This is a genomic window from Cupriavidus sp. USMAA2-4 (genome assembly GCF_001854305.1).
In the GTDB taxonomy this organism is placed as follows: domain Bacteria; phylum Pseudomonadota; class Gammaproteobacteria; order Burkholderiales; family Burkholderiaceae; genus Cupriavidus; species Cupriavidus malaysiensis.
This window is the reverse complement of record NZ_CP017748.1, coordinates 3,261,925-3,284,607: the sequence shown is the minus strand read 5'-3', so window position 1 is coordinate 3,284,607 and position 22,683 is coordinate 3,261,925. Positions and strand designations below refer to the sequence as shown.

Sequence of the window (22,683 nt, the reverse complement as noted above, 5' to 3'; positions counted from 1 at the left end):
GAAAGGGATGTATGGCTGACTACTTCGAGATCGATTTTCTTGGCGTCGAAACAGCGAAAAGCGGGGATGCAATCACGCTACGCTATTCGGTGAATGGCACAGAGGGCGTGCACGTCGTTGACGGTGGGTATCTGGATACGGGAGATCAGCTCGTCGAGCACCTGAAGACGTACTATGGAACAACAGTCATCGACCATGTGATCCTCACACACCCCGATCGCGATCACGCCAATGGGCTGCGAAAAGTCCTGGAGCAATGCACAGTCAAAAATCTCTGGATCAACAGGCCGTGGATCTATGCAGATCAGTTGATTGATCGATTCGAGACCTATGAATCAGTTGAAGCACTGAGACGGAAATTGCGCTCCATCTACGATGCCACGGCAATTCTTGAGGATCTTGCGGTTGAGAAGGGAATTCCAATCCATGCCCCTCTTCAGGGGCAGAACATCGGTCCCTTCATGGTGATGGCACCCACACTAGATCGCTACTTCGACCTGATCGTGGACTCCGCGAAGACACCGGAAGCTGTTGAAGAAAGTGCTTTGGATAGCGCGCTGAGCAGCATATTCCGGGTGGTGAAGGCCGCGACCGCCTACATCAAGTCCCTGTGGGGCGAGGAATATTTTCCGCCGGAGCCTACCAGCCGTGAAAATGAAATGAGTGTGGTCCAGTCGGCTGTTCTGAACGGTCATCGTGTCATGCTTACTGGCGATGCCGGGCGTGAAGCGCTGCAAGAGGTTATTGACTACGCGCCTTTTGCCGGACTCGCGTTGCCAGGCATTCGGTATTTCCAGGTGCCTCATCATGGCGGGCGACACAATGTCTCGACTGAAATTCTGGATCAACTGGTTGGTCCACGATTGGACAGCATGCCGGACAAGCATACCTGGAATGCCATTTGCAGTTCTGCCAAAGCCGATGAGGATCACCCGCGGAAGTCCGTAATTCGCGCTGTATTGCACCGGGGTGGGCACTGGGCGGCAACCGAAAGCAAGAATCTCCGCATTGGGGCGGGCATTACCCGCGATGGCTGGGTATCAATTCCTCAAGCAGAGTACCCCGAAGAGCAAGAGAGTTGAGCGGGCAGTTTGAGCGTGACGTGCTGTTCATTGGCTTTCTGCCGCCTACGTTATGAGCGTCCCGGCGTTCCGCCGTCGGACTCGCGGGCTGCGCCCCGCGCCTCATGCCGAGTCGCGGCCACCCGGCTTTGATTCCTGACGCCTCCGGCCTTGCGGGCCTGCGCTTGCCTAACTACCAGGTACTTGCAACCTATGCATGCGATGTCGCTCTCTGAGTTTCCAATTTCTGTGCTTGAACTCCACACATGGCCGTGGTGGCGAAGATTTTGGAATCGACCGCCGGCGCTTGTACGGAAGCGGTGTGAAGCTTGGCGTGAGCTATTGGGGCTCAAGGAGTCGGCAGGAAAAAATGTGCTCCTCAACACCGCAAAATCGAAGATTTTTGATGACTCACGCCGTCGATGGGACATCCTGGACAATCTTAATCGCAGCAACTTTACTTTGCGGAGCCGATTTTCGGGCTTAGCCTCGGGCGCTAAGGAGGCTTTCCAAAGTCCTCATGGATCGCTAGTGCAAGTGACGATGGTGCCTCACTTTGAATGCGACGCAAGCGATATAGAGGGCATCTCCGCAAGCAAGTCGGCAGATATGCCACACGAAAGTGTGGATGTCTTTGGTGCCTACTATATTGATGAGCAGAATCGATATGCCAGAAAAGGAAAGCCCCCGCTCGGACTGGATGATGCGAGCTTAAAAGAGCTTTGTTCTCATGGCGAAATTCGGCTACTGCACGGACGTGGCTCCGACACGTTTAGCGTGCGAGCTTGGGATGGCCGTTTGTTCCTTGACAACAGTGGCGGATCTCACCATCTTGCGGGCGCCGTGCATGTCGCTAAGCGCATTGGCGCGCGCATTCACCTCGCCTCGAAACTCTATCTCTACCAGCTCAACCATTTGACTGTGCAATGGCTGCTCGATGGATTTCATCTGGTATTGCTCCCCAAGGATTTGGCCGGACAGATGCTATGGACTGTGAAGAGCTTGGTAGGTTCTGGTTCGAACATGGAGTTCCCGCCTGTACTGGCCGAAGGCACGCTTTTGGCATTCCCCCGGGGTTCGCAAATCGCCGAGTCCGTGATGGCAGAACTATTGAGTCAGGGGCACCACGATTTGGGCAATGATTTGAGGGAAGCGCTGACTGCGCAACAGCGGTTCTTGACTGAATCGACGGCTCTATGGACAAAGCAATTTTCATCTCCAACCTGCTGACGATGCTCTAAATGCGTGTGGTCACGTCGTTACCTATAGATCGCGAGTTGAAGCTCCACATTTCATAGGAACTTAGCGACAAAAGAGCGTCCCGGCGTTCCGCCGTCGGGCTCGCGGGCTACGCCCCATGCCTCGTACCGAGTCATGGCCATCCGGCTTTGATCCCTGACGCCTCCGGCCCTGTGGGCCTGCGCGCTGCGCTTGCCCATCCGTCGTCTCTGCGGGCGGGGTGTGGGCGGTCTTGCTGTTCCCTTCACCGTATCACGGCGTTCTCGCCGTCAAGGGCTGCGCGCGCCTTGCGCGCTTGCGTCCTGGCGGCCGTCGCTGACCCCTGACCGCTTGCGCTGCGCCGTGCTGAGGCCGGTTCCGGGCAATTCCGCCCGAGCAACCGGAGCATGATCATGTCGCAACTTTCTCTGTCTCTCGATTCCTCGCTGCTGGTGCGTGACGACCAGGGGCGCTATCTGCCGGCGACTGCCGACCAAATTCTGGAAGCTGCGCGGTACGTTATCGACCAGAAAACTCCGCGCGGGACGCTGTTCACTTCGCCGGCGCTGGTCAAGGACTACCTGCGCACCAAGCTGGCCAACTTCGAGCATGAGGTTTTCGCTACGCTGTTCCTCGACAGCCAGAACCGTCTGATCGAATACGTGGAGATGTTTCGCGGCACCATCGACCAGGCATCGGTGTATCCGCGCGAAGTCGTGAAAACGGCACTGCAACACAACGCAGCGGCCGTGATCTTTTCGCACAATCATCCGAGCGGCAATTCCGAGCCGAGCCAGGCGGACAAGCTGCTGACCCAACGCCTCAAGGAAGCCCTGGCGCTGGTGGACGTGCGCACGCTGGATCACATCGTCGTCGGCGGCGAGGCCACTACGTCATTCGCTGAGCGTGGCCTGATCTGACACAGGGGGGCTGCGGCCCCTTTTTTGCTGCGCCCGGTGGCGCAGCTACGGCCCTCGCGGGCCTGCGCTTGCTGAAGACAGGTGTGCGTAGGTGGTGGTGTGAGGCGGTCTTGCTGTTCCCTTCACCGTATCACGGCGTTCTCGCCGTCAAGGGCTGCGCGTGCAAGCACGCTTGCGGCCTCCCGGCCGTCCTTGACCCCTGACCGCTTGCGCTGCGCCGTGCTGGTGACGGTTCCGGGCAATTCCGCCTGTGTAACCGGAGATCGTCATGAACGATAAATCACATGTTTCCCTCGAACAGCACGTTTGCCTGGTCTGCGGCAAAGCGTTCGATACCGGCACCATCCTGCTCGACAAGCGCCTGCGTGCAAGCATGGAGCACCATACGAAGACGGGCTGGGGCCTATGCCCCGAGCACCAGAAGCTGGCCGACGATGGTTTCGTCGCGCTAGTCGAATGCGACCCGCAGCGCAGCGGCTCGCCGGGTGGCCGCCTGAAGCCCGAGCAGGCTTATCGCACGGGCCGGCTGGCGCACCTGAAGCATCATGTGTTCGCCAAGGTGTTCAACGTGCCGATCGAGGCCAACCAGCCTTGCGTCTTCGTTAAGCCGGGCGTCATAGAGCAGCTTGAAGCGATGGTGTCGCCGGCGACGAGCTGATCGCGCTAACAACCCGGCGCGTCGTCCTTTCGGGCGACGCGCCATTCTTTTTGCTGCGCCCGATGCCGATGCCTTCGCGCCCGCGGCGCTTCGCTTGCCTCCAGGGGAAAGCCCTGCGGGCTATCCCCGCCGCGCGATGCTTGGCGCCCCTGGAAGACCGCCGAACCGGCTGCGCCGGATCGGCCAGAAGCCAATCGCAGTCCCAGCAGCAGAAGCAATTTCTCGATGCCTTGTGCATGAGGGCTGTCCTGGGCGTGATGTTCATCGAGCATCGAAGTCAGGGCGTCCCCGGCCAAGAAGACATGGCCGGTCGCGCTGTCGTGCGCGTTGCGCATCGAGCCGCCTGCGGCGTCTCGCCCCTGACGGGCTTCCATCGTTCCCTCGCTCCGCTCGGCTGACGCCTCCGGCCCGGCTTCTAGATCCGGGCCTGCGCGCTTCGCTTGCCGTGCGGTTCGGCACATAGGGATGGCCGTTGCCATGTCCAGCCGTCTTCCCTGACCTCATCACCTTGTCTGCGACTGTAGCCCGCGCCCGTGTGCCGTCAAGGCACGCAGGGCCGTGTCCTCGGCTGCGCCTGCGGGCCGCACCAACCCTGCGCTTGCCTCCTTGACGGCACCCGTTCGCGCGCTCCTGACCGTCGCGGGCGATGAACTCAGGAAAGACGGTGGCAACAGGGCTAACCGGGTTCCTCGTGCCGACCGCACCGAACAGCTGAAAGGCTGGGCTCCGAATCTAGGAATCCGGTGTGCGGTGTGAACAGCAAACCTCTTTTTGTCAGGAGAAAGACCATGCAACTCGCATCCCGTTTCGCTTCCCGTTCCCCGGCACTGCGCAGCGAATACCCGCTGACCGATGACCAGATTCACCGTGTCGCGCCGTCCATCTTCGCGGACGCCCCGCATGAGAGCCGTTCGCAGCGGTACGCCTACATCCCCACCGCCGCCGTGCTGACCGAGCTTCGGAAAGAAGGCTTCCAGCCCTTCATGGTGACGCAGACCCGCGTGCGCGATGAAGGCAAGCGCGAGCACACGAAACACATGATTCGCCTGCGCCACGCCAGCCAGATCAACGGCGCGGAGGCTAACGAAATCGTGCTGCTGAACTCGCATGACGGCACCAGCAGCTATCAGATGCTGGCCGGCATGTTCCGGTTCGTGTGCAGCAATGGTCTTGTCTGCGGCGACACCGTGGCGGACGTGCGCGTGCCCCACAAAGGCGACGTAGCCGGCTCCGTCATCGAAGGCGCTTTCGAGGTGTTGAGCGGCTTCGAGCGGGTGAAGGAATCCCGCGATGCCATGCGCGCGATCACGCTGGACGAAGGCGAGGCCGAAGTGTTCGCCCGTTCCGCGCTGGCCCTCAAGTACGACCCCACCGACAACAAGCCAGCGCCCATCACCGAATCGCAAATCCTGATGCCGCGCCGGTTCGACGACCGCCGCCCGGACTTGTGGAGCGTGTTCAACCGCACCCAAGAAAACCTGACCAAAGGCGGATTGCATGGCCGCAGCGCCAACGGGCGCCGCCAGCAGACCCGCCCGGTGCAAGGCATTGATTCCGATGTGCGCCTCAATCGCGCCCTCTGGATGCTGGCCGATGGCCTGCGCCAGTTGAAAGCCTGAACCCTTCCGATCTTTTACCCGCCGGAGGGGCGGTTCCCCTCCATTCCCTTGTTTCACTTGATTGGAGATACACCATGAACGCCGTTACCACTACCGAAGCCCGCGCCATCCAAGCCCCCGCGCTGGAAGCTGCCGACCCGACCAAGAACCTGATTCTGGTTCCGCTGTCGCGGCTGGTGTTGCGCCCCACGGGCCGCAACGTGCGCAAGACCCCGCGCATGTCCATCCCCGAACTCGCCGCATCCATCCAGCGTGTCGGCCTGCTGCAAAACCTGATCGTGATTGCATCCGCCGATGGCGAGCATTACGAAGTCGTCGCCGGTGGCCGTCGCCTCGCCGCGTTGAAGCTGCTGGCGAAAAAGCACCGCATCAGCAAGGAATGGGAGGTTCCTTGCCTGCTGGTAGCCGATGGCACCGCCCGCACGGCCAGCCTCACCGAGAACGTACAGCGCGAAGCCATGCACCCCGCCGACCAGTTCGAGGCATTCGCCGCGCTGGTGGCCGAAGGCCGGCCCATCGAGGACATTGCGGCGGATTTCAGCGTCACGCCGCTGGTGGTGCAACGCCGCTTGAAGCTGGCGAACGTGTCGCCGCGCCTGATGGCCGACTATCGCGCCGATGCCGTCACGCTCGATCAGTTGATGGCGCTTGCCATCACCGATGACCACGCCGCACAGGAAGCCGCGTTCTACGATGCCCCGCAGTGGCAGCGGCATCCGTCCCACTTGCGCGAACGCCTGACCGAGCGCGAAATCGACGCCTACCGGCATCCGCTGGTGCGGTTCGTAGGGCTGGACACCTACGAAGCCGCAGGCGGTGGCATCCGCCGCGACCTGTTTGCGGAAGGCGATGCGGGCGTGTATCTGACCGATGCCGCGCTGCTGGAACGACTGGCGCAAACCCGGCTGGCAGGCATTGCCGCCAATGTTCGCGCCGAAGGTTGGGCGTGGGTGGATGCCACGCCGGGCGCGACCCATGCCGACCTGCACACCTTCCAACGCGCCCCGAGGGAGCGCCGCGAACCGAACAAGCGCGAAGCCGCACGCATCGAGAAGCTGCAAGCCCGGATGCACGAACTGGCCGAAGCCGTGGATGCCGCATTGGACGCCGACGACGAGGAAAAGGCCGATGCCTTGCAGGAGGAAGGCGAAGCCGTGGGCGAGCAGTTGCAAGCGCTAGAAGATGGCTTGCAAGACTACGGCGCGAACGTGAAGGCCGCAGCCGGAGCCATCGTCACCATCGACCGCAACGGCGAGGCCGTCATTCATCGCGGCCTGATGCGCGAAGCCGAAGCCAAGGCGCTGCGCACACTGGAAAGGATTCGGCAGGGTTTCGGCGGCGAAGGCGAAGCCGCGAACGACGAGGAAGGCGAGGACGGAGACGACGACAGGCAGCCCAAGGCCGCCGCCATGTCCGACCGGCTGGCGCAGAAGTTGAGCGCCCACCGCACCGCCGCGCTGCAAATCGAAGTCGCCCGGCATCCGCAAGCCGCGCTGGCCGCCGTGGTGCATGGCATGGTGCAGACCGTTTTGCAGGGCAGCCACTACGGCCACGACTTGCCGCTGGGCGTAAGCCTCAAAGTGCAAGACCGGCTGGAAGGCATGGCCCCGGACTTGCCCGAATCGCCCGCCGCCGTGGCGCTGCGCGAACTGCAACAGGTGGCGGGCGAAGCCTTGCCGGAGGACAGCGCCGAACTGTTCGCCGTGCTGCTGGCGAAGCCGCAAGATGAACTGGTGCGGCTGCTGGCCGTGTGCGTGGCTTCCACGGTGGACGTGGTGACACCCCGCGCCACGCCGCACCAGCGCGGCGCAGAACTGGCGCAGGCCGTGGGCCTCGACATGGCCGCATGGTGGAAGCCGACCGCAGAAGGCTACTTCAAGCATGTTTCCAAGGCCGTGATTCTGGATGCCGTGGCCGTGTTTGCACCGGATTCTGTAACCCGGCTGGCGAAGTTGAAGAAGGCCGACATTGCCAGCGAGGCCGAGCGGCTGGCCGATGGCACGGGCTGGATGCCCGCCATCTTCAAGGCCGCAGGCCCGCAGGATGCCGTGCAGGAAGAAGGCCCGGAGCAAAACGCCCCGGAGGATGCCGAGGCAATGGCGGATGAACCCGCCGAAGCACTGGCCGCTTGACCCGCACGGAAGGCAAGCGCCCCGGCCTCGACCGGGGCGCTTCGCTGCAAGGAGAAACCCCAATGACCCGCACCACGACCAGCCGCCCACGCATGGCGGCGACCTATGCCCCCGGTACGGTACGCGCCCGCCGCTGGCACGGCGAAGGCGACGTGCGCGGCTACCGTCCGCCTCGCGGCTGGACAGCCCGAGCCGACCTGACCGACTTTCACCCCATCACGGGCCGCGCCTTGCCGCGTGCCGTGTGGTGGATTATCGAAACCAAGGACTAACCCATCATTCACGCCAGCCCCAGTCCGTTCCGCCCTGGGGCTGGTGGTCAAAAATCCGGGCGCGGCGGTGGCCGCGCCCGGTTTCAAGGCCCAAAACCAAAACGCCCCTTCGCCGCCTTCGGGCGGGCGGCGAAGGGGCCGCGCACAAGCGGCCTTGTGCGCGAGAAACCACGAAGCCCACAAGTGCGGCGGCGCACCCCGCCGCCGGTGTTTGGACTGCGCCCCGCCGCAATGGGCGGGGCTTGTGGGGCTACGCCCCGGCTTGCTGCGGCAGGTTGTGCGAAAGCGTGCCGTCCTCGACGCTGGCGGTTCGTTGCCTGTATGTCACGAAGGACGGTTCACCGACACACCGCCCGGCCTCGCCCGATGGAGCCTCCACGCCACGCCTCAAGCATGTGCCGCGAGCTGCGGCAGGGGCGCTCCGGCCTTGTCGTCGGGGCATTGACCTGGCCCGCGTCAGGGCGCAAGCCGGTGAAGCCGTCACGCGGGGATGCCGAGTCGGCCATGTCTCCATTCGGGAGCGGTCGGCCTGTACGTCCTTGTCTTGTTGTGAATCCTGGCGGTGGCGCGGCTGCGCCTTGGGCTTCATGGCCGCAACCTTCCAGCAAAAATAATTTCCCCTGCGCTGCGCGCATTCCTCGCGGGACAAATTATTTTTGCTTCCAGGTTCTCCACTTCGTTCCGACCGCAAGCGGTGCGGCCAGCCCATCCCCGCCGGACGGATCACAACAAGGACGCACTGGCGCGACCTTGTTCAACCCGAAAGGAGAAATCATCATGGCAAACATCGGCACCTTCACCGCAGAGAAAGACGGCTTCACCGGCACGCTCCGCACCCTGACGCTCAACGTCAAAGTCAAGCTGGTTCCCAACGACAAGGGCGACAACGAGAACGCCCCCGACTACCGCCTGCAAGCGGCAAGTCATGACATCGGCGCGGCGTGGAAGAAGACCAGCGAGGCCGGACGGCCCTATGTGTCCGTGACCCTGGACGATCCTTCGTTCCCAGCCACCGTTTATGCCCGCCTGATCGAAGGCGAGAACGGCACGCACGACCTGATCTGGTCGCGCAACAAGCCCAAGGCGGCCTGACGGCCGCCCACAGCGCCCCGCCCATTGCGGCGGGGCACTGTGCTGCTCATCGCATCACCGCACGCATAGGGTTTCGGCAGTCGCTCCGCGCTGGGTACGTCCACCAGGGCCGGTATCGCATGGGTGCTGACTGGAGGGTTCGCAACCCTTGGCAGCCGCAGGCACAAGATGGCGTGTCGGCGCTGGAAGCGCCGCCGGGCTTTCGGGCTGCGCCCCGTGCCGGCTACGCCGTCACGGCCAATCGGCTTCAATCCCTCACGCCTTCGCGCCTGCGGCGCTGCGCGCTTCGCTTGCGGAGATCCGGCACTACGCGCCGACGCGCTACGGCGTATCCGACTCCTTCAGCACGGCCTCAAGCTCCTGGCGCACGCGCGCCAGCAGCTCGTCGGCCTGGTGCGCGCTGTCGCCGACGTAGGCCAGCGTCAGCAGCGTGAGCGGATGCACGTCCATGACCTCGCACAGCTCGGCCAGCTTGTGGATGGTCGGGCTTTTCAGGTCGCGTTCCAGCGAACTCATGTAGGTGCGGCTGGACACGTCAGAGAACGCTTCCTGGCTCAAGCCACGCGCTTTCCTGACCGTCCGTATCGCCGCTGCCAATGAGTTCTTCGCTGCCACCTATGGTTTCCCCCCAAAAACCAAGATGACAGCCCATTGCGCTCTATAGGGCTACAATCTATAGTGTTCATTTTGTGCTACTGCTTTCCTCTTTCGTGCCTTTACGGAAATCCGTATCTGCGGATTTCTTCAAACCCAGGGAACCGCATCCGTGTCTTTCCTGACTTCCGGCAATGCGCTTTCGTGCCTCTACGCTTCTATGGATTCGTGCGCAAGCACAGAGGCGCTTCGGCGGTTCCGTGCATTCGTGGAAGGCACGCGGCCGTGATCCCGCTTGCGACCGAGGAAGAACGGACGCGGCTGCTGGCCCACGGCCAAGCCCGCGCCGCCGGGCAGGATATCGACCCGTTGCCGGCCGTGCGGCTGTTCACCCCGGACGCGCATGCAACATGGCTGCTGGCCTCGCTCGATCCTGCCGATGGCGATACGGCCTACGGCCTGATCGACTTGGGGATCGGAATGCCCGCTCTGGGCACGGTGAGGCTGTCCGATCTCGCGTCCATCGTCGGCCCGCGTCAGCGGCCGGTGATGCGCGATCGCTACTTTCAGCCGACGCGGAGGCTGTCGGAGTATGTCCGGCTGGCGCAGGAAGACGGTTCGATCCCGGACTGATACCGGCCAGCGCAGCAGGGCCAAACGGGACGCATTGTGACTATTTCAGTCTTGTTCAAGACCGGACAAGTCTGAATCCGCACGCTTGCGCCGAAGCGGTGCGATCCAGATGCAAACAGTCATGATGCCGGGCGCTGGATGCGGCACGTTGCTCAATGCTGCGCACCATTTTTACGGCGGCGCAGCCGTCGCATTCAGACGATTTCAGCAATGCTCCGGAGCGAATCTGTCTTGACACCAGCAGTTACAGCTTACCTTGATTCGATGACGACTTGATGGCGTTTCGATAGCTCCCGCACGGCGGAATCCGTAGCGACGTTCCTGCTGATCGACAGGAGGTTGCGTTATGGCTGATCTGAACGCCGAGCATTGGTATCCAACCGCCGCGTATCTCTACACGCTGCACCTCGACGGCCCCGCGCTGGCCTGGGAATACCTGCGTAGAAACCCCGATTACCGGCTCGACTGGTTGCGCCGTCGCCGCCGACCGGATACGGCGCATCGATGGGGCTTGCGCCTGCTGGAAGACCCGGCCCTGGATGCGCGCGATGCGCATCCAGCCTGGTTCCCCGATCACGATGGCGTGATCCAGCTCTATCCAGACGACGACCCGCCGCCGGATGCCGACGCCTTCGAGTTCTGGCGCGTGCCTGGCCGCAAGCAACTGATCCACGACGGCAAGCGCCTGGTGCTGGTGTCGCACTGGCCGGGTTGCTGCGTGCGGCTGGCACTCGCGCCCGGCCTGGAAGACGGCATGGCCTACCTCTACGCCACCCGCGCCTGCGCCACGCCCTGCACGCGCTATCGCACGCTCGCGGCCGAACTGGATGCGCTGTCCGCCGCGACCGTGGCCACGCCTGCGGCGGCGGCTCGATCCCGGCCCACGCCCGCCGCGGTGCTGGAACTGCACACCTTGCAGGCGCTCGACGCGACCCTCTCGGGCGCGTCCTTGCGCGAGGTGGCCGAAGGGCTGTTCGGCGCGGATGCCGTCGCAGCCGACTGGCACAAAGACAGCGCCTTGCGTGCTCGCGTGCGGCGGCTGGTGCGCCGTGGCGATGCGCTGATGCGCGGCGGCTACCGCCGCCTGGCACAGCTTCCGCCACCGTTGCACTAGGGGGGACGTTTCGCGTCCCTTGAAGAACGTCCCTTAGCAAGAAGCCTTGCTTTCTTGAAAGTGCCTCTATCCGGCCGCGTGGTGTGGCCGGGCTTGATGGAGGTACACCCCATGCGACCCGCTCCCTTGCGGCCTGCCGCCGCTGCTGTCGCTGCGCCCGCGCAGCCCCAACGCTACCTGACCAACGACGAAGCCGCCGAATACCTGCGGCTGTCGCCGCGCACGCTGGAGAAACAGCGCGTGATCGGCGGAGGGCCGAAGTTCCGCAAGTTCGGCCGCCGCGTCATGTACGCGGTAAGCGACCTCGATGCCTGGGCCGACCAGCGCAGCTACGAGGCGACTTCCGACCCGGAATATGCCCAACGCCACGCGGGTGACTACCGTGATGGCCGCTGAACGCCGGTGCGTGGGTGGCCTTTGCCATGTCCAGCCCGCCAGGGCAAGCCTTGCAGCAGCGCGAACAGCTCGACCTGTTCCGGGCGCTGCCGGGCGACATGGCACCACGCGACAGCCAGGACTTGATGGCCTTTCCGTTCTTCTCGCTGGCGAAGTCGCGGCGCACCGCGCCGATCGACTTTCGCGCAGGCGGCATCACCATCCGCGTGGAGGGCACGCAGGAGCACGGCATCGCAACGATATGGGATGCCGACGTGCTGATATGGGCCGCTTCGCAGATCGCGGAGGCGCGCGACGCGGGCATCCGCCCGTCGCGCTGGATACGCGCCACGCCCTACGAAATCCTGCGCTTCATCGGGCGCGGCACATCGCTCAACGACTACCAGCGCCTGAAAGCGGCGCTCGACCGGCTGCAATCGACCAGTGTGGCCACGTCCATCCGAGAAACCACGGGCAGGCGCTTGCATCGCTTCTCGTGGATCAACGAGTGGAAGGAACTGGCCGACGCCAGCGGCGTGCCGCTGGGCATCGAGCTGATCTTGCCCGATTGGTTCTATGCGGGCGTGCTCGATGCCGCCTTGGTGCTGACCATCGACCCGGCCTATTTCCGCTTGAAGGGCGGCATCGAACGCTGGCTGTACCGCTTGGTACGCAAGCACGGCGGGCGGCAGGAACACGGCTGGCAATTCGACTTCCGGCATCTGCATCGCAAATCCGGCAGCGCGGCTCGCTTCTCGGACTTCGCCTACGACCTGCGCGTGCTGGTGGCACGGCAGTCGTTACCCGGCTACGTCCTCGGCATCGAGCGCATGCCGGACGACAACACCGAACTGCTGACCTTCCGGCCCGTGCTGCATACGGCACGGGGATAACTGCGGGAAAAGCTGTGGACGGCCTCGTGCTATCAGGAGTACCCGGTATCGTGCTATCGGGAGTACGCCTATCGTGCTATCAGGAGTACGAAAACGCCGCAAAGCCAGTAATGGCGCGGGTTTTCAGCCTCTCTAACTTACCTAACTATAAATCTCTAACTTTTAGTAGAAGCGCACCGTTTCGGTGGACAACCGCCAAACGGCACAGCGAACAGCGTTTTGCAGGGCAGGCGAATCCCGGCTTTCCAGCATGGGAGGCCGCGTCATGATCTTCGCGCTTCTCAATCAGAAAGGCGGCGTCGGCAAGACCACGCTCGCCACGCACATCGCGGGCGAACTGGCGATGCGCGGTCTGCACGTCATCCTGCTGGATGCCGACCCGCAGGGTTCCTCACTGGACTGGACGCAGCGCAGAAGCCAGCAGGGCTTGCCCCGGCTGTTCAGCACCGTGGGCCTCGCCCGCGAGACGCTGCATCAGGAAGCGCCGGAGCTGGCCCGCCGCGCCGATCACGTCATCATCGACGGCCCGCCGCGCATCGCCGCATTGGCGCGTTCCGCGCTGCTGGCGGCCGAGCGCGTGCTGATTCCCGTGCAGCCCAGTCCGTATGACCTGTGGGCCAGCGCCGAGATGGTGGCGCTGATCCGCGAAGCGCAGGTGTTCCGGCCTGCGCTGCACGCGGCCTTCGTCATCAACCGGCGCGTCAGCACCACCATCATCGGCAGGGAAGCGCGGCAATCGCTGGCCGAACAGCCGCTGCCGGCGCTGCGCAGCGAAGTGCGCCAGCGCATCGTCTTCGCCGACAGCGTGGCCGCTGGCCGGCTCGCCCGCGAGACGGCGCCCGACAGCGCCGCCGCCCGCGAGATCGCCGTGCTCACCGATGAACTGCTGCGGTGGCCGACATGAGCATCCCGCGCAGCAAGCGCGTCGGCATCGGCGCACGTCCGCCCGCGAATCCGCACGCCGAGGCGTGGATTCGCCAGGGCGATGCCGATGCGCTCAACAAGGGCGACCTTTATACGGCCCGCCTGACGCTCGACGTGACGCCCGCGCTACGTGCACGCATCAAGATCGCCGCCTTCGGCCAGGGCGTGACCGTGGCCGAGTTGCTGCGCGGCTTGCTGGAACGGGAGTTCCCCGACAAGCGCCCGGAGAACCTGCCATGAACGCATCCGCCTTGCCTGCCGCTCACGCGGCGACGGCTGCACCGGCTGCTGCGCCGCCGCCTTCGCTTTCGACGCTCGCCGGCCAGGCCGGCAGCGTGCCGCTGACGCGCGTATCGCTCGCCTACATCGAACCGCGCTTCAAGCTCTACCTGCGTTTCGGCGAACCGGCACGCACGTTGCGGCTCGACCGCTGGCGGCGCTGCGCGGTGTTCCTGCCGCGTGCAATGTTCTGCCGCGTGCGCTGGGAAGCAAACGACTACGGCACGATCCGCTGGCAGCTCATGGTGATGCAAGCCGCCACGCCGCTGGACGACATGCAGCGCATCCCCGGCGTGCGGCCCGGCGCACGCCTGCTGCTGCACGCCGAAGGCGAAAACGCGGTGCGTGCCGTGCTGGAACGCATCGACGGCATCGAAGGGCAAGGCATCGCCGCCATCGACGTGTCGCCAGCGTACTGGCGCACGCTGGGCAACCGTCTGGCGGCCCGCCTGGCGCTGCCCGAATACACCGCCGAGCGGCACGCCGCCTGGCTGGCCGGAAAGGCGCTGCCATGACGACCCAATCCAACACCCCATGCACGCACGAAGTCGCGCCGCAACCTCGCTCGCGCCTGCGCGTTCGCATCGTGCTGGCGGGCTTCGCCGCCGTCGGCCTCGCTGCGCTGGCCTGGGCGGCTTTCGTGTCGCCGCTGCCGCGTCTGACCTACAACCCGTCCGACAGCGTGGCGGTCGGCTGGTATCGCATCGAACCGTTCGACCCGCGCACCGCCTCGCTGCCACGTCCGTTGTCCGTGGACAGCATCGTGCTGGTGCCGCTGCCCGACAGGGCCGCCATGCTGGCTGCGCAGCGCGGCTACCTGCCGACCCGCGTTCCGCTGCTCAAACGTGTGGGCGCGGTCGCGCCGCAACACGTTTGCATCGTCGCCGGGCAGGTACGCATCGACGGCGTGCCTGCGGCCGCCGCGCTGCCTGCCGACCGGCTGGGCCGGCCGCTGCCATCCTTGCAGCTTTGCCGCCGCCTCGAATCGGGCGAGCTGTTCCTGTTGAGCGTGACCAATCCAGCGTCGTTCGACAGCCGCTATTTCGGGCCGGTCAGCGCATCCGCCGTGATCGGCGTCGCGTATCCGGTCTGGCTGGAAACACGCCCATGATGGCCGCCGATTCGCTGCACGTTGCCGTGCATCTCATCGTGCCATCGGGCATGTCGTTCCGGTGGCTGCCGCCGTGTCGTCGCGCGTGCAGCGCGGGCGCATCCGCGCCGCGCCTCGCGCAACATCCGGCGCAGCCGTCCAACGTGCAGGCGTCTTGCCTCGAACGCGCCCGGCCTGCAGCCATTGGCGCGTTCGCCGGCGGGCGGGTTGCAAGCAGCGCAGCGCCGCCGGGCCGCCGACGCCCGGAGCGACAGCGAAGGGCAAAGGCGGAAGGCAAGATTGAAGGGCGCGGCACCACGGCGCGCGCAAAGCCAGTCTGCACGTGGGTTGGGGGCGGCACTCGCCACAAGGTGGCTTCGTGCCGCCAGCAGCCCCAAGGCCTTGCGGGCATTGGGAATACCGTGTGCCGCATGCGCTCGGGCGCGATGGGCTTGGTGGGGACTGCATCATGAGCCAGCGCGGAAATCCCGGTGACGATGACCGTTTTCGCGTGCGGCCCAGCAAGCCCAGGCAGCGCGGCGACACCTTCATTGCCCAGGTGCTGCGCCAGACGAGCAAGGCCGCTGGCGTCTCTGGCCGGGGGCGCAAGACCACCGGCAAGCCCCCCGGTTCGCGCCTGGGGCGCGGTCATGTCGCAGCCCGCTTCACGGGCCAGTCGTTGACGGCGCTTTCTCGCCGGGCCACGGTCAAGGTGCGGCTGGTGTATTTGCAGCAGGCCAGCGGCCGCTCCACCGTGCAGCACCTGCGCTACATCGAGCGCGAAGGCGTGGACCGCCAGGGTGGACAGGGCCGTGCCTATGGCGCCATCACCGACGAGGCGGACACGGCCGCCTTCGAGGAGCGTGGCAAGGGCGACCGCCACCAGTTCCGCTTCATCGTCTCGCCCGAGGATGCGGAGCAGCTCGAAGACCTGCGCACCTACACCCGGCACCTGATGCAGCGCATGGAGGCCGACCTGGGCACCCGCCTGGATTGGGTGGCGGTCGATCACTGGAATACCGACAACCCGCACACCCATGTCGTGCTGTGCGGCAAGGACGACACTGGCAAGGATCTCATCATTTCGCAGGAGTACATCACCCGCGGCATGCGCGAGCGGGCGATGGAACTGGCCACCGAATGGCTGGGGCCGCGCACCGAGCTGGAGATCCAGCGCACCCTAGCCCGCGAAGTGGAACAGGAGCGGTGGACGAGCCTGGATCGCACCCTCCAGCGCGAGGCGGTGGACGGCCTGGTGAAGGTCGAGCGCTTCAACGAACCCAAACTGCAACGCCAGCGTCTGCTGCTGGTCGGGCGCTTGCAGCGGCTTCAACGCATGGGGCTTGCCACGCAGACCCAGCCCGGCACTTGGGCCGTGCATGCCGATGCCGAGAAAACCTTGCGGGCCATGGGAGAACGTGGCGACATCATCCGCACCATGCAGCGCGCGATGGGCGGCAAGCAGCGTGACCTGGCCGTGTTCCAACCGGGCGAGGATGGACACTCCATCATCGGCCGCGTGGCGGGCAAAGGACTGGCCGACGAACTGTACGACCGGGGCTATCTGGTGGTCGATGGCATCGACGGCAAGGCCCACTATGTGGCGCTGCCGCCCAGGACGGAACTGGAGCAGTACCCCATGAGCGCAGTGGTCGAGGTGAAAGGCTCCGCCGAGGTGCGCGCAGCGGACAAGACCATCACCGCGCTGGCGACCAATGGGCTGTACCGCACCGACCATCACTTGGCCATTGCACAAGGCCAGGCCAAGGATGGCCGCGACCCGCATGAAGTGGTTGCGGCCCATGTCCGCCGCCTTGAAGCCCTGCGCCGAGCGGGCATCGTGGAGCGCGTCGCTGAGGGACTATGGAAGGTGCCCGGTGACTTGCCTGAGCGTGGCCGCCAGTACGACGCGCAGCGCCTGGGCGGCGTGGCCGTGGAGCTGAAATCGCACCTGCCCATCGAGCGGCAGGCCCGCGTGATCGGTGCCACCTGGCTGGATCAGCAGTTGATCGGCGGCGGCTCCGGTCTGGGTGACCTGGGCTTTGGCGGCGAGGCCAAGCAGGCGCTACAGCAGCGCGCCGATTTCCTGGCCGAACAGGGACTGGCCGAGCGGCGCGGCCAGCGCGTGATCCTGGCGCGCAATCTGCTGGGCGCGTTGCGCAATCGGGAAGTGGCGCAGGCCGCGAAGGACATTGCCGCTGATACGGGCTTGGAGCATCGTCCGGTAGCTGAGGGGCAGCGCGTGGCGGGTATCTACCGCCGCAGCCTCATGCTGGCCAGCGGGCGCTACGCGATGCTGGATGACGGTATGGGGTTCAGCCTGGTGCCGTGGAAGCCGGTCATCGAACAACGACTCGGCATGCTGATTTCTGCACAGATACATGGTGGCACTGTATCCTGGCAAATCCGACGCCAGTTGGGTTTATCCATTACCTGACGCCAACGGCAATTGAACTCCACCAACTGGATGCGTCTACAACCGATCAGCGTCCGGTAAACTGAGGCACTCGCTTTGCGACGAACGCGTGGACCGCTTCCAGCGAATCCGTGGTTTTCGAGGCCCGATTCATTTCGGCCGCCTCTAACCTCAATGAGGTCACCAGACCGCTCTCGAAGGCAGCAAGTTGCAGGCGCTTGGCGCCCGCATAACCATGCGTAGGACCGGTCGAGAATTGCACCGTCATGCGCTGCGCTTCGTCCAGCAGGCTCTCGCCCGGAACTACTTTCTCGACCAATCCCCAGGCCAAGGCTTCATCCGAACCGACCACGCGGTTGGTCAGGATCATGTCGCGTGCGCGTCGTCCGCCCACTGCGCGCGGCAGGAGCCAGCTGATGCCGAAATCCCCCGCGTATCCAAGGCCGGTGTGGGCCGCCACGAATTTCGTCCCACTTGCGGCAATCAGGTAGTCAGAGGCCAATGCTAGTCCGAGGCCGCCTCCAGCGACCGCGCCTTGTACGGCGCAGACCACCGGGAATGGCAGGCTGGCGAATTGAGGAATCATGCGTTCGACCACCCTCAATTCGTCATCGACCAAGGTAGACAACGCTTCGCCTGCTGCCGCCATTTCGTCGATGTCGCCGCCGCAACTGAACATCCGGCCCTCGCCGCGCAGCAGCAAAGCGCGAATCGAGCCGTCACGTTCGACGTCTGCAATGACGCCAGCTAGCACGTTGACGACAGACGTGCTCAGCGCATTCTTTTTCTGAGGCGCATTGAGTGTGATGGTCGCAACAGCACCATGCTTTTCGAGAATGACAGAATTTTCGGACATGACGCTTCCTGATGGGCCAAGATTTCAGGCGTCAGCGCGGCGCCATGCGAATAGCGCCATCCACCCGAATGGACTCGGCGTTCATGTAGCCGCAGGTGACGAGAAACTCGACGGCCTGCGCGAATTCATCGGGATCGCCCAAACGCTTGGGAAAGGGCACGCTGGCCGCCAGCGCCTGCTTGACGTTGTCCGGCAGGCCCAGCAGCAATGGTGTTCCGAAGATCCCCGGCATGATGGTGTTGACCCGGATCCCTTCGTCCATCATGTCGCGCGCAATCGGCAAGGCCATGCCCACGATGGCAGCCTTACTGGCAGCATAGCTGGCCTGGCCAACCTGGCCATCCTGTGCGGCGGCCGACGCAGTGTTGACGATGGCGCCGCGGTCGCCATCGGCCAGCGGCGCGAGCGTCAACATGCCCGCGGCTGACTTGGCGATGCAGCGGAAGGTGCCCACTAGGTTGATCTGAATGATGCGATTGAAACGATCTGTTGGGCATGGGCGGATTTCGCCGGTTTTCTTGTCGCGGCTGACCGTCTTGACGGCATCGGCAGTACCGGCGCAGTTGACCAGAATGCGTTCCTGTCCAATGGCCGCGCGGGCCTTGGCGAAGGCGGCGTCCACTTGCTCCTCGGACGTCACGTCCACGTTGCAGTAAACACCGTCAAGTTCGCTGGCCAACGCCTGGCCGATGGCTTCGTTCATGTCAAAGATGGCGACTTTGACACCATGGCTGGCCAAGCGCCTGGCCGTGGCAGCTCCTAGGCCGGAAGCGCCCCCGGTGATGACGGCGGAGATGTCGGAATTGAGTTGCATGATTTTTGCTCGATGGATGAGAGACAGGCGCTATTGGCCCGTGAAGTGGGGGAGGCGCTTGCCGAGGAATGCGGCTTGCCCCTCCAGGTTGTCGGCCGAATGCAAAGCGACGAGGAAATTACGCTTCTCATGCTCCAGGCCTTGCGCGAGCGGAGTTTCAAAGCTGGCCAGTGCCGCATCTTTCGCCAGTGCCACGGCCAGCGGCGAATTGGATGCAATCCGGTTGGCCATCGCCAACGCCGTCGGCAGGGCCTGGCCGTCAGCCGTCACCTCGGCGACCATGCCCGCATCGCAGGCTTTGCGGGCGTCGATGAAATCGCCGGTCAGCAGCAGGGCCATAGCCTTGGACTTGCCGATGGCATGGATCAGACGCTGGGTGCCCCCGGCCCCGGGAATGGCGCCCAGCTTGACTTCAGGCACGCCGAACTTGGTGGACTCGCCAGCGATAGCAATGTCACAGGCCAACGCCAGTTCCGTGCCGCCGCCCAGCGCGAGCTTTTCCACGGCTGCGATGACGGGCTTAGGGAAGCGCTCCAGTTCCGCCCAGAAGTGGCCACCTGCCGCCGCACGGTCGCCCAGCAGCGGTTCGGCGCGCAGAGAGTCGAAGGCCGTGATGTCGGCCCCTGCACAAAACACGCCCTCGGCGCCGGTGATGATGACCGCGCGTACGGCATCGTCGTCGCGCAGTTGCACGAGCTGTGCACGCAGGCCATCGAATACTGCGCGGTTCAAGCTGTTCTTCGCGCGCGGGCGGTTGATGATCAAGGTGACGATGGCGCCTTCGCGGCTGACGAGCACTTCGCTGGCTTCGCTCATGGTGGCCTCGTTCATGCCAGGCGCTCGATGATGGTGGTGTTGGCCGTGCCCGAAGCCTCGCAGATGGTCTGCAAGCCATAGCGGCCGCCTCGGCGCTCCAGCTCGCACAGCAGGTCGGTGAGCATGCGCGCGCCAGTGGAGCCCAGCGGATGGCCGATGGCCACCGAGCCGCCATTGACGTTGAGGCGGTCGTCCGGAATGCCGAATTCCTGCTGGAACATCAGCGGCACGCCGCCGAATGCCTCATTGACTTCAAACAGGTCGATGTCGGCCGGGGTCAGCCCCGATTCCTTCAACGCCTTGCGGGTGGCATCGAGCACAGCAGTGAACTGGATGACAGGGTCGGCTGCCGCCACTGCGGTGCTGACGAAGCGCGCACGCGGCTTCAGGCCGTGCTGCTGGGCGTAGGCGCGGCTGGCGATCAGCAGCGCGGCGGCGCCGTCGCTGATCTGCGAGGAGTTAGCAGCCGTTGTAGCGCCGTCTGCGGCAAACACGGGCTTAAGCGTAGCCATCTTCTCGGGGTTGGGGTCGGCGCGCATGCCCTCGTCGGCGGTGACGAGCGGGCTGTCTGGGTCGGTCGGATCCTCATGCAGCCGCACGAGTTGGTCTTGGACACGACCAGCCCGCGAAGCCTCAATGGCGCGCCGATGGCTGCGCACGGCGAAGGCGTCCAGCGCCTCGCGCGTGAGGCCGAAGCGCTTGTTCATCAACTCCGACGAAGCGCCTTGCGGTATCAGCGGGTTGCCCTGGTAGCGCGCCAGCTCACGCGGGCTGTATTGCGCGCCGAGCGGCGCGCCGGGCTTGAATGACGGCGGCATGGGCGCCTGCGACATCGACTCTACCCCGGCGCCGATGGCCAGTTGGTAGGCGCCCGCTTGAATACCGTGCACGACAAAGCTCACCGCCTGCTGGCCGGAGCCGCATTGCCGGTCGACCGTCACCGCCGGGACGGATTCTGGCAGCCCCGCCGCCAGCACGGCATGCCGGCCCAGATTGCCGTGCTGCTGGTCCCACTGCAGCACGCAACCGACGATCACATCGTCCAGATCGGCGGGGTTGATGCCGGAGCGCTCGACCAGCTGACGCAGCGTCTCACCCAGCAGATCAACGGGGTGCCATTTCTGCAAGCGCCCGCCGCGCTTGCCCACGGGGGTGCGCAGCGCACCGACGATGACGGGTTCATGGTCATTCATGTTGTTTTCCTGTAGCAAAAGGTTGGCTCACTCGGCGTAGCGGTCCGCATGCTCAACGCGTATGCGCTTCTTGTCGAGCTTGCCGACGCTGGTCTTGGGGATGGCTTCGACGAACAGAACCTGGTCCGGCAACTGCCACTTGGCGAACGCGCTGCTCAGGTGTTCCTGCAGTTGTTCCTGGGTCGCCTGCTGACCGGGCTTCAGCACCACCAGGGCCAGCGGCCGTTCCTGCCACTTAGCATGCGGAATGCCGACCACTGCGGCGTCACGCACAGCCGGATGGCCCATGAGCAGGTTCTCCATGTCAATGGATGAGATCCATTCACCGCCGCTCTTGATCACGTCCTTGATGCGGTCGGTAACCTTGAGGTAGCCGTTCTCGTCCACCGTGCCGACATCGCCCGAGCGCCACCAGCCGCCCTCCAGGAAGCGGTCGCCTGAATCCGGCATGTCGTGATAGCTGGTCGTGATCCAGGGGCCGCGCAGGCAGATCTCGCCAGCCGACTGTCCGTCGTGCGGGAGGTCCTGGTCGTCTGCATCGAGAATGCGGATGTCCACCCCGGTAAGGATCAGGCCCTGCTTGCGCTTGAGGTTCCACTGCTCGTCCTGGGTCAGGCGCTTCTTGAGCGTGGACTTGAGGCGGTTGACCGCCACCAGCGTCGTGGCTTCGGTGGCGCCGTAGCCGTGCACCACCTCGGCACCCGTCAGTTCGTAAAAGCCGATCATCATCGACAGAGGTGGCTCGGTGGCGCCGGACAGCATGCGCATGCGGCTGAAGTCCGGCTTGACCGGCAACGTCTCGATGTACTGCAGCATAGGCTGGAAGATGGCCGGTGCGCCGTTGGTGATGGTCACGCCCTCGGCGATCATGGTGTCGACCAATGGCTTGGTGTCCTCGGCGGCGTAGCGGCCCGGCAGCACGATCTTGTCGCCCAGCAGCGTGGCCGCCTGCGGCAGGCCCCAGCACTGCCCGTGGAACATGGGCGTGATGAGCATGACGCAGTCGTCCAGCGTCATGCCCATGTTGGTGGCCATGCCCGTGGAATGCAGGTAGATTCCGCGGTGCGAGTAGTACACGCCCTTGGGCTTGCCCGTGGTGCCGGTGGTGTAGCAGGCGCTGTAAGCCGAGGTTTCGTCGATCTCGGGCCAGTCGATCTTGGCGTCGGCGGCGGCCAGCAGGTCTTCGTAGTGCAGCAGCGGCGCCAGCGTGGTCTTGACCTGGTCCAGCGGCTTTTCGGTCATAACGATCCAGCCCTTGATCTGGGGCGAGTTCGCTGCGACGGATTCGGCAATAGGCAGCAATGATTCGTCCACGCAAACGTAGGACACGTCGCTATGGCCGACAACGTAGCCCAGGTCCTCGGGGCCCAGGCGCAGGTTCATCTGCAGCATGACCGCGCCCAGGCCGGGGATGGACCAGTACAGCTCGAAGTGGCGCCGGCTGTTCCAGTCCAGGACGCCGACCCGGTCGCCCGGCTCGACGCCGAGCGCGCGCAGCGCATTGGCGCTGCGGCAGACGCGTGCGTAGCAGTCGGCATAGGTGTAGCGGTCCCAGCCGCCGCCGGGTGTGCGATACACGATCTCCTGATCCCCATGGGTGCGTGCAGCGTGGCGGATCAGCGTCGTGGTGTTCAGTTGGCGCTCGTTGCCCGTGGTGGACGGGCAGCCGCGGACAGGCTTGGTGGGCTGGACGGTTTCGGTCATGTGCTTGTCT

General features: G+C 64.7%; 24 protein-coding genes. 17 read left to right on the top strand and 7 right to left on the bottom strand.

The window, feature by feature from the left end; all coding sequences use genetic code 11:
• The first annotated feature begins 11 nt into the window (after positions 1 to 11).
• The 4 genes from BKK79_RS14590 (at position 12) to BKK79_RS14575 (ending at position 3,857) form a co-directional block, all read left to right on the top strand.
• Entirely contained in the window at positions 12 to 1,082 is a 1,071-nt protein-coding gene (locus tag BKK79_RS14590; RefSeq protein WP_014703517.1) for a ComEC/Rec2 family competence protein, read from the top strand.
• A 351-nt stretch (positions 1,083 to 1,433) separates the two neighbouring features.
• Entirely contained in the window at positions 1,434 to 2,291 is an 858-nt protein-coding gene (locus tag BKK79_RS40350; protein ID WP_045285107.1) for a DUF6685 family protein, read from the top strand.
• 401 nt (positions 2,292 to 2,692) lie between these two features.
• Positions 2,693 to 3,199 (top strand): JAB domain-containing protein, encoded by a 507-nt coding sequence (locus tag BKK79_RS14580; protein ID WP_014703519.1) that lies wholly within the window; start codon positions 2,693 to 2,695, stop codon positions 3,197 to 3,199.
• A 268-nt stretch (positions 3,200 to 3,467) separates the two neighbouring features.
• Positions 3,468 to 3,857, top strand: coding sequence for a hypothetical protein (locus BKK79_RS14575; protein WP_014703520.1), 390 nt, complete (start codon positions 3,468 to 3,470; stop codon positions 3,855 to 3,857).
• Positions 3,858 to 3,862: 5 nt separating this feature from the next.
• Here the strand turns inward: BKK79_RS14575 and BKK79_RS40345 are convergent, their stop codons facing one another.
• Entirely contained in the window at positions 3,863 to 4,231 is a 369-nt protein-coding gene (locus BKK79_RS40345) for a hypothetical protein (protein ID WP_014703521.1), read from the bottom strand.
• A 414-nt stretch (positions 4,232 to 4,645) separates the two neighbouring features.
• On the opposite strand from BKK79_RS40345, the gene BKK79_RS14570 reads away from it, so the two are divergent.
• The 4 genes from BKK79_RS14570 to BKK79_RS14555 all read left to right on the top strand — a co-directional run bounded on the left by BKK79_RS14570 (position 4,646) and on the right by BKK79_RS14555 (position 8,972).
• Complete coding sequence (locus tag BKK79_RS14570; RefSeq protein ID WP_023110659.1) at positions 4,646 to 5,476, top strand: DUF932 domain-containing protein; 831 nt, start codon at positions 4,646 to 4,648, stop codon at positions 5,474 to 5,476.
• Positions 5,477 to 5,550: 74 nt separating this feature from the next.
• Positions 5,551 to 7,608 (top strand): ParB/RepB/Spo0J family partition protein, encoded by a 2,058-nt coding sequence (locus BKK79_RS14565; protein WP_014703524.1) that lies wholly within the window; start codon positions 5,551 to 5,553, stop codon positions 7,606 to 7,608.
• A gap of 62 nt (positions 7,609 to 7,670) precedes the next feature.
• Positions 7,671 to 7,880 (top strand): hypothetical protein, encoded by a 210-nt coding sequence (locus tag BKK79_RS14560; protein WP_023110658.1) that lies wholly within the window; start codon positions 7,671 to 7,673, stop codon positions 7,878 to 7,880.
• A gap of 777 nt (positions 7,881 to 8,657) precedes the next feature.
• Positions 8,658 to 8,972 carry a DUF736 domain-containing protein gene (locus BKK79_RS14555; protein WP_014703526.1) on the top strand — a complete coding sequence of 105 codons (315 nt, stop codon included), beginning with the start codon at positions 8,658 to 8,660 and terminating at the stop codon, positions 8,970 to 8,972.
• A 321-nt stretch (positions 8,973 to 9,293) separates the two neighbouring features.
• Here the strand turns inward: BKK79_RS14555 and BKK79_RS14550 are convergent, their stop codons facing one another.
• Positions 9,294 to 9,587 carry a helix-turn-helix domain-containing protein gene (locus BKK79_RS14550; protein WP_023110657.1) on the bottom strand — a complete coding sequence of 98 codons (294 nt, stop codon included), beginning with the start codon at positions 9,585 to 9,587 and terminating at the stop codon, positions 9,294 to 9,296.
• Positions 9,588 to 9,851: 264 nt separating this feature from the next.
• On the opposite strand from BKK79_RS14550, the gene BKK79_RS14545 reads away from it, so the two are divergent.
• From BKK79_RS14545 to BKK79_RS14505, 9 genes are all read left to right on the top strand, one after another.
• Positions 9,852 to 10,199 carry a DUF2958 domain-containing protein gene (locus tag BKK79_RS14545; protein WP_014703529.1) on the top strand — a complete coding sequence of 116 codons (348 nt, stop codon included), beginning with the start codon at positions 9,852 to 9,854 and terminating at the stop codon, positions 10,197 to 10,199.
• Positions 10,200 to 10,545: 346 nt separating this feature from the next.
• Positions 10,546 to 11,313 carry a DUF2285 domain-containing protein gene (locus BKK79_RS14540; protein ID WP_014703532.1) on the top strand — a complete coding sequence of 256 codons (768 nt, stop codon included), beginning with the start codon at positions 10,546 to 10,548 and terminating at the stop codon, positions 11,311 to 11,313.
• Positions 11,314 to 11,424: 111 nt separating this feature from the next.
• A complete protein-coding gene (locus tag BKK79_RS14535) occupies positions 11,425 to 11,709 on the top strand; it encodes a helix-turn-helix transcriptional regulator (protein WP_014703533.1) in 285 nt (94 codons plus the stop codon).
• 26 nt (positions 11,710 to 11,735) lie between these two features.
• Positions 11,736 to 12,581 (top strand): replication initiator protein A, encoded by an 846-nt coding sequence (locus BKK79_RS14530; RefSeq protein ID WP_071037924.1) that lies wholly within the window; start codon positions 11,736 to 11,738, stop codon positions 12,579 to 12,581.
• A gap of 265 nt (positions 12,582 to 12,846) precedes the next feature.
• Entirely contained in the window at positions 12,847 to 13,485 is a 639-nt protein-coding gene (gene parA, locus BKK79_RS14525) for a ParA family partition ATPase (RefSeq protein ID WP_021204048.1), read from the top strand.
• A complete protein-coding gene (locus BKK79_RS14520; protein ID WP_031270616.1) occupies positions 13,482 to 13,745 on the top strand; it encodes a hypothetical protein in 264 nt (87 codons plus the stop codon). The genes parA and BKK79_RS14520 overlap by 4 nt, the downstream gene beginning before the upstream one ends.
• A complete protein-coding gene (locus BKK79_RS14515) occupies positions 13,742 to 14,299 on the top strand; it encodes a DUF2840 domain-containing protein (RefSeq protein ID WP_021204046.1) in 558 nt (185 codons plus the stop codon). The genes BKK79_RS14520 and BKK79_RS14515 overlap by 4 nt, the downstream gene beginning before the upstream one ends.
• The gene (locus BKK79_RS14510; protein WP_023112221.1) at positions 14,296 to 14,895 is read left to right on the top strand and encodes a S26 family signal peptidase; all 600 of its coding nucleotides are present in this window, start codon (positions 14,296 to 14,298) and stop codon (positions 14,893 to 14,895) included. The genes BKK79_RS14515 and BKK79_RS14510 overlap by 4 nt, the downstream gene beginning before the upstream one ends.
• Positions 14,896 to 15,343: 448 nt before the next feature.
• A complete protein-coding gene (locus tag BKK79_RS14505) occupies positions 15,344 to 17,311 on the top strand; it encodes a relaxase/mobilization nuclease domain-containing protein (RefSeq protein WP_008642578.1) in 1,968 nt (655 codons plus the stop codon).
• A 46-nt stretch (positions 17,312 to 17,357) separates the two neighbouring features.
• On the opposite strand, the gene BKK79_RS14500 is transcribed toward BKK79_RS14505, so the two are convergent.
• Genes BKK79_RS14500 through BKK79_RS14480 form a run of 5 tightly spaced genes read right to left on the bottom strand, consistent with a single transcriptional unit; the run spans position 17,358 to position 22,673 of the window.
• Complete coding sequence (locus BKK79_RS14500) at positions 17,358 to 18,146, bottom strand: enoyl-CoA hydratase/isomerase family protein (RefSeq protein ID WP_008642579.1); 789 nt, start codon at positions 18,144 to 18,146, stop codon at positions 17,358 to 17,360.
• Between the two features lie 31 nt (positions 18,147 to 18,177).
• Positions 18,178 to 18,960 carry an SDR family oxidoreductase gene (locus BKK79_RS14495; protein WP_008642580.1) on the bottom strand — a complete coding sequence of 261 codons (783 nt, stop codon included), beginning with the start codon at positions 18,958 to 18,960 and terminating at the stop codon, positions 18,178 to 18,180.
• 30 nt (positions 18,961 to 18,990) lie between these two features.
• On the bottom strand, positions 18,991 to 19,791 hold the full coding sequence (locus BKK79_RS14490; RefSeq protein WP_008642581.1) for an enoyl-CoA hydratase/isomerase family protein: 801 nt from the start codon (positions 19,789 to 19,791) through the stop codon (positions 18,991 to 18,993).
• A complete protein-coding gene (locus BKK79_RS14485; protein WP_008642583.1) occupies positions 19,788 to 20,969 on the bottom strand; it encodes a thiolase family protein in 1,182 nt (393 codons plus the stop codon). Before BKK79_RS14485 ends, BKK79_RS14490 begins: the two co-directional genes overlap by 4 nt.
• 27 nt (positions 20,970 to 20,996) lie before the next feature.
• Positions 20,997 to 22,673 (bottom strand): long-chain-fatty-acid--CoA ligase, encoded by a 1,677-nt coding sequence (locus BKK79_RS14480; protein ID WP_008642585.1) that lies wholly within the window; start codon positions 22,671 to 22,673, stop codon positions 20,997 to 20,999.
• Positions 22,674 to 22,683: the final 10 nt, after the last annotated feature.